The organism is Chlamydiota bacterium (assembly GCA_016178055.1).
In the GTDB taxonomy this organism is placed as follows: Bacteria; Auribacterota; JACPWU01; order JACPWU01; family JACPWU01; genus JACOUC01.
Genome location: JACOUC010000039.1, coordinates 43,798 through 49,953, shown reverse-complemented (window position 1 = coordinate 49,953; position 6,156 = coordinate 43,798). Strand labels below are relative to the sequence as shown.

Genomic DNA, 6,156 nt, shown 5'->3' with positions numbered 1-6,156 from the left:
GGTCAAAAACACTGTCATTGCTGACCATCCATTGAATCCCATTGTTTTTCATACATGCAACGTGGTAGAAATCCTTCATGACTTCCTCAAAAGATAAAACGCCCTCTTTTTTCTGACTCATGGAGTCTTCAGCCTATATAATTTTAACCATTTTCTGTGGACTTCTCTCTCCTTGGAAAAACTCTGCTTCTTAAAGCCCAACCATTGACCCGAAATCATGAGAGAGTCCAATTGGGAAAATTTATCAGCCACTGTCATTTTTTTGAGCTCTTTTCTTTGAACTTCATGAACTGCTAACCAGCGCCCTACTTCATTCTTGTCCTCGGTTCTTTCTTCCATTCATGGGCTCCTTCCAAAATTCTGCTGTAACTTTTATACAATTCTACAGCATAACATGTTCGTGCACATGTTAATTTTAATGATCTTTCGAGATCATCGTGTGTGATGAAAGTTCTTCCCATCGTGTTTTTTTGTAGTCGCCCGATTCATCGGGCAATCCATGCAGGGGGCACACGGCAGCCCCATAAATGGGGCGACTACAACTTCTTGCTATAGCGCTTTATCCTGAGTGGAATCGGCGCATATGCCTATTTATAATGAGGTGGCCCTGGATTTCTAGACGAAAAGACCCTGTTTACGATCCCCAAACTCCTTCGCGAAGGATTCCGCAAACTGCCTAGCTTTTAACGTATCAATCTTTTTAATCCGTAAAAGTTCATCTACAGAAATATCCAATCCTGCTTCCTTCACCTTCGCTTCAGGATTTTTCAAGAATGAATCTAAAAACTTCTCGTCCGCTAATGCCTTCCCGATCAATTGCTCCAAACCTTTTTGGCTCATACAAACTCCTTTCACAGTCCCGTTTGTTTACGAGACGCAAATTCCTTCGAAAAAGATTCTGCAAAACTTCTCGCCTTGGCAGAATCCATTTTCTTAATCTGAACGATCTCTTCCGCTGAAATATCAAGCCCGTTCTCTCTGACTTTCCCTTCTGGGTTCTTCAAAAACTCTTCTAAGAACCTTACATCCAACAACACCTTTCCAATCAACTGCTCGATTCCTTTTTGACTCATAGAAAACTCTCCTTTCCTCCGTGAACTACAACCTTTATAAGCATTTCAAAAAACTTTTAAAAAGCGGGTGATAGAGCGAATACTCTCCTCGTTCATGTTTCGTGACCAAATTCTTATTCGTTAACATTCTAAGGTAATTACGAATACCTTTTATCCTGATATCTTGCGGCATAAATGGACCATCAGAAAGATGTGCAGCCGATCTTAGAATCTCCTTTTCCCTTGCACTCGCAATTGAATAATCCACTTCAAACCTTTCTCTCACCATAATGGCTTCAATCTTCGGATAAAACTTTTTAAAATTCTTGATCGTAATCCTCTTCCCTGTGTTTAGGCTGATGAGTTCTCGCATGATAAAATGAATAAAGAATGGATGTCCTGTTGTTAACCGATAGACCTCAGCGATTACGGCTTCTTCTATTCTGACACCGATACCCGATTGCTTGATCGGCTTGAGAACAACCTCTCTAGCCTCATCCCTGGAAAACAATCCCAAGGAATATTTGATATTAAAGAACCGTGTGAGAGGTTCAGCCAACTCACGCACTTGGGTAAACATCTCTCTTCTACCCGTACAACACAAGATAAAATTGCAACCATGACGGGGCAATCCCTGAAAAATACCTCGCAAATCATACAAGGCCTCGCCACAACGCTCTGCAAGATAATGGAGATCATCCAGCATGAGAATCACCGTATCAATCCCGATCTTTTCTAAAATTTCCCAAAGATGAATGAGCGCCTCCTCAAATTGAGTCGCTAAAGATTTTTTTCGGATTCTCTTCTCGACGGACACTGAACCAACCTCTACAGAAGAGATCCTCCAATTTCTGATTTCATTTCGAATTTTGGCCACCAGAGAAGCTTGCGTCACAAAGTTGCGATCAATATCATCTATCACCTTTTCAGAAAAACTGGCGAAGGAATTGCAGGCCACGGGGACCAGCTCTATGAGACTACAAAAGATTCGACGGGGATGGGCCTCTTCCAATGCAATCGCTTCAAACTTTCTTAACACGGAGGACTTCCCTATTCCCCATTCTCCCAATATTGCGATGTTGTCCGGGGTAGGATTCTTTGTCTGGGTGGAACGTTCCACTGCGCGCCAAAATGTATTTAAGACATCCCGTCTATTCGCAAAATACTGAGGATTGACTGGATAGGTCGGAGAAAACGGATTTTTCATGACCCTGCTGTATGAAATGTTAAATATGTTAAATACAATATATTACATTTTATACATTCGAGACATCTTGTCAAGAGCAATCGCTGTCTCATTTCTTAATTTCTCATAGCCCCTTTCATCCAAAGGCCCCTTGTCTTCTATCTACAAACGTTTGTGAAAAAGCTTCTGCAAAATGCCTTACCTTCTCAGCATCCATTTTCTTAATCTATGAAAGTTCCTCCGCAGAAATATCCAACCCTGTCTCCTTTGCCCTTCCTTCCGGATTTTTCAAAAACTCTTCCAAAAACTTCCCGTCCGACAACGCCTTCCCAATTAACTGTTCAATTCCTTTCTGGCTCATAAAAACCCTCCTTCATTTAATTCGCCCAATCTCCTTCCCAACTTCAAAAAAAATTTCCATGAAAGAATGTCAATACCACTCTCAAAGAAAAGGAATACCGATTGCTTGCTGCCTTTTGCCAAATTCCTTCGCGAAAGATTCAGAAAATTGCCTTGCCTTGACAGCATCTACTTTTTTAAGCTGCCCAAGCTCTTCAGATGAGACATCGAAACCGGCCTCTTTTACCTTCCCCTCTGGATTTTTCAAAAAATCTTCCAGAAATTGCTTATCCACCAACGCCTTCCCAATTAACTGTTCAATTCCTTTCTGACTCATAATCATCTCCCCCTTTTAATGTTCAATACTCACTGCATCACCCCTACCCACCCCCAACAAAGACTGTAATTTCAATTTCAGATAACGCTCGCGTATCTCTTTGACTTCCCTCGTCCTTCCCTCTAAAAATAAAACAAGGGAAGGTAGGGAAAACGATTCTAAAAGCCTTAATACCCGATCATCCAACTCCACCACCTTCTGGAACAAATCCTCCAACGAGGTCTTTCGTAACAACCTCTCAAAAAAAACATCTCCAAGATTGGCAGAGGAATTCGCATCTTCAAATTCCAAGGATTGAGATAAGGGATGGGTAAAATGTTGTGTTTTTAAATCACGTTCCAAACTTCCAAAATCATTTAATAATTGACTGGAGGTAGCCAAAAGATCAATGATTCTAGAAAGGCAGGGTAAATCTTGTTCCTGATTTGCCATCAAAAGAACGGCAGCAACGGGCACCTTTGCAAAGGCCAATTTCTTCCCTTCCATCAAGAGCTCATCCGCTACCAAAGGTCTGATCTTTCCCCGACAATTCTTGATTTCCCAGGCCGTGGCCTGTGAGAAATCAAGCCAAGCCGTTCTAAAATACCTCCAGAAGTTCGAATGAGCAGGAAAGAGTTCATAATCAATTTGAAAACATTCCCGAATAAATTCATTGGCCAAGAGAAGCATGACTGGATTATGACCTTCCTTATGGTCATAAATATCATCTTGAATGCGAATGTAAAGGTAACCCAAAAGAGCTGCCCGAACAATTTTTTGCACCCTCTCGAGGAATAAAACTGGATCAGGGACATGCGTCTCGTATTTTTGGGCAACCCAAAAGGGCAAGAGAAGGCCGGGAAAGGCCAGATCATTGTTCAAAAAAGCCGTGCGATAGGGATAGCCCGTAGAGGCGAACTCGCCTCCGAGAGACTTGAGAGGTTCAGGGAGATGGCCGATAAAGGCATCTATCTGATGAACAATCTCTTCCACTTCTTGATGGGCATCGATTTTGATCAATAGAAAATCCCCCCACAGAAAGAAGTAACAAAAGCCAATATAAGGTATTCTAGAACAATTTCAAATAAAAATACAAAGAAAGGTTTATAAAACATCTAAAACTTCCCTACTTGCGTCCGAGACTTAAAAAGAATAGTATCGGCACTATTGAGAGGTTTTTTCATGACAGCAGAACAAATTAAGTCAAGAATTCTCGAATGGGCCAAAGGAACTGAGGCCCAAGTCATTGATCTTACGGGCACCCAAGATCATTATCAAGCCGTGATCATTTCTCCAATCTTTACTGGAAAAATGATGATGGAACAACATAAAATGGTCTATGCTTTATTTCAAAAAGAGATTCAGTCTGGGGAACTTCATGCCCTCACTCTTAAAACTTACAGTCCAGAGCAGCATGAAAATCCAAATATCAAAAATCAAAATGACAATGCAAAACTTAAAATGTCTCCCTTGCAATAGCGATAGAAATTTTGGATTTTAGTCTGTCATTTTGCATTTTGATTTTTGGATTTTGAATTAACAATGAAGGTAAACGAAAGTAATTTAAAGGAGTATTTATGTCTCATCCCCTTCATCAAAAAATAGACGAAAAAATAAAATCAAATCCTGTTCTTATATTTATGAAAGGAACTCCAGAAGAACCCCAATGTGGATTTTCTGCAAAGGCTTGTGAAGTTTTGAAAGCAGCCGGAGTGAAAAATCTCGTAGGAGTGAATGTCCTGGCCGATGACGCACTTTGGGAAGCCTTGGAGGATTACACCCAGTGGCCAACCGTTCCTCAGATTTTTATTCATGGAAATTTCATCGGCGGCTGCGACATTGTTACTGAAATGTATGAACGCGGAGAACTTCAGGAGATGCTGAAGGAAGAGGGGCATCAATAAAGGACATTTTCACAATACATTCAACATGTGTCGTCTGTGGAAAAAGATCGAGGGGTTGAACTTCAAGAATTGAAAAACCCTTTTCAGTGAATTTGATTAAATCTCTTGCTAGAGTTTTGAGATGACAAGAAACATAAATCACATGGTCTGGAGCTAAATCAGCGATTGAATCGATGACCCATGGCTCACATCCTTGACGTGGAGGATCAAGGACGACAACTTTGGGCTTAATCTTTTCTGACTGGAGCTGGAGAAGACCCCCTCTCGCATCTTTAGATAAAAAACGAATGTTTGTCATTTCATTGATGCTTGCATTTTCTTGGGCATCTTCGACGGCTCGAGAAACATTTTCGATTCCATAAACCTGTTTTACTTTCTTCGCTAAAGATAATCCAATCAGCCCTACCCCACAATAAAGGTCAACGATATTTTCTGTTCCCTTAGGGTTAATCATTTTTTCAACCACGTCACAAATCTTTTCAGCCTGGAATGTATTAGCCTGAAAAAAACTTTTGGGTGAAATTTTAAATTTCAAATCATGAATCTTTTCGTAAATAAAAGGCTTTCCGATGATCAACCTCGAAGTAGGCCCTAAAATAATATTCGTTTTTTGGGAATTGATATTTTGAATAACAGAGACAATTTGGGGGAATTGAGAGCAAATGTCTTTGGCTAAATTTTCGATTTGAGGGACATCGGCTTCTCTTGTGACCCAGATCAGCATGACCTCTCCCGTGTGGACCCCTTCTCTGACCAAAATGTGACGTAACACCCCTTCATCCTGAACCTCATCATAAGGGAAAATATCCAAAGAGGAAATGAGTTTGGCTGTTGTTTGAATCACTTGATTTGCTATTTCAGTTTGAACCAGGCAATTTTCTATTGAAACAAGCTCATGCGTTCCGGGTCGGAAAAATCCTGTAATAACTTGACCTTTTTCTAATCCTACAGGTTGCTGAGCCTTATTTCGGTAATGGTAAATCTGAGAGGAAGGCAGTGTTTCTTTAATGATCCCTTCCCTCACGCCTGGAACATTCCTTAATGCCTCTTCCACACTTTTTCGTTTGGCTACTAATTGAGCTTGCTCTTCCATATGCTGCCATTGACAGCCTCCACAGGAATAAAAATAGGGGCATGGGGGCTCCATCCTTGAAGAAGAGGGGACAAGGACTTCAAGAATTTCAGCACGGGCAAAATTTTTTCGCACTTCAATAATATCAACCTTCAGCTCTTCCTTTGGAATGGCATAAGGAACATAAACAGGAATCTGATTGATAAAACCGATGGCTTCTCCGCGTTCGGAAAAACCTTCTATCTTTAGATGATGCTTTTGGTGGAGCTTGAGTGGATTTTTCATAG

9 protein-coding genes are annotated in these 6,156 nt (G+C 40.9%); 2 read left to right on the top strand and 7 right to left on the bottom strand.

Annotation, left to right across the window (positions count from 1 at the left end):
• Positions 1-117: 117 nt before the first annotated feature.
• The 6 genes from HYS07_06120 to HYS07_06095 all read right to left on the bottom strand — a co-directional run bounded on the left by HYS07_06120 (position 118) and on the right by HYS07_06095 (position 3,913).
• Positions 118-339: a hypothetical protein gene (locus tag HYS07_06120; protein MBI1870751.1), complete on the bottom strand. Its 222-nt coding sequence runs from the start codon at positions 337-339 to the stop codon at positions 118-120.
• A gap of 276 nt (positions 340-615) precedes the next feature.
• Positions 616-840 (bottom strand): hypothetical protein, encoded by a 225-nt coding sequence (locus tag HYS07_06115; protein ID MBI1870750.1) that lies wholly within the window; start codon positions 838-840, stop codon positions 616-618.
• 11 nt (positions 841-851) lie between these two features.
• Entirely contained in the window at positions 852-1,073 is a 222-nt protein-coding gene (locus HYS07_06110) for a hypothetical protein (GenBank protein ID MBI1870749.1), read from the bottom strand.
• Positions 1,074-1,107: 34 nt separating this feature from the next.
• Complete coding sequence (locus HYS07_06105; GenBank protein ID MBI1870748.1) at positions 1,108-2,259, bottom strand: AAA family ATPase; 1,152 nt, start codon at positions 2,257-2,259, stop codon at positions 1,108-1,110.
• A gap of 421 nt (positions 2,260-2,680) precedes the next feature.
• Positions 2,681-2,914 carry a hypothetical protein gene (locus HYS07_06100; GenBank protein ID MBI1870747.1) on the bottom strand — a complete coding sequence of 78 codons (234 nt, stop codon included), beginning with the start codon at positions 2,912-2,914 and terminating at the stop codon, positions 2,681-2,683.
• A 15-nt stretch (positions 2,915-2,929) separates the two neighbouring features.
• Positions 2,930-3,913, bottom strand: coding sequence for a class 1 isoprenoid biosynthesis enzyme (locus HYS07_06095; GenBank protein MBI1870746.1), 984 nt, complete (start codon positions 3,911-3,913; stop codon positions 2,930-2,932).
• Positions 3,914-4,075: 162 nt separating this feature from the next.
• On the opposite strand from HYS07_06095, the gene HYS07_06090 reads away from it, so the two are divergent.
• Positions 4,076-4,372 (top strand): BolA family transcriptional regulator, encoded by a 297-nt coding sequence (locus HYS07_06090; protein MBI1870745.1) that lies wholly within the window; start codon positions 4,076-4,078, stop codon positions 4,370-4,372.
• Between the two features lie 98 nt (positions 4,373-4,470).
• Positions 4,471-4,797 (top strand): Grx4 family monothiol glutaredoxin, encoded by a 327-nt coding sequence (grxD, locus tag HYS07_06085; protein ID MBI1870744.1) that lies wholly within the window; start codon positions 4,471-4,473, stop codon positions 4,795-4,797.
• Here the strand turns inward: grxD and rlmD are convergent.
• Positions 4,736-6,154: a 23S rRNA (uracil(1939)-C(5))-methyltransferase RlmD gene (rlmD, locus tag HYS07_06080; GenBank protein MBI1870743.1), complete on the bottom strand. Its 1,419-nt coding sequence runs from the start codon at positions 6,152-6,154 to the stop codon at positions 4,736-4,738. The two genes, grxD and rlmD, sit on opposite strands and share 62 nt — an antisense overlap.
• Positions 6,155-6,156: the final 2 nt, after the last annotated feature.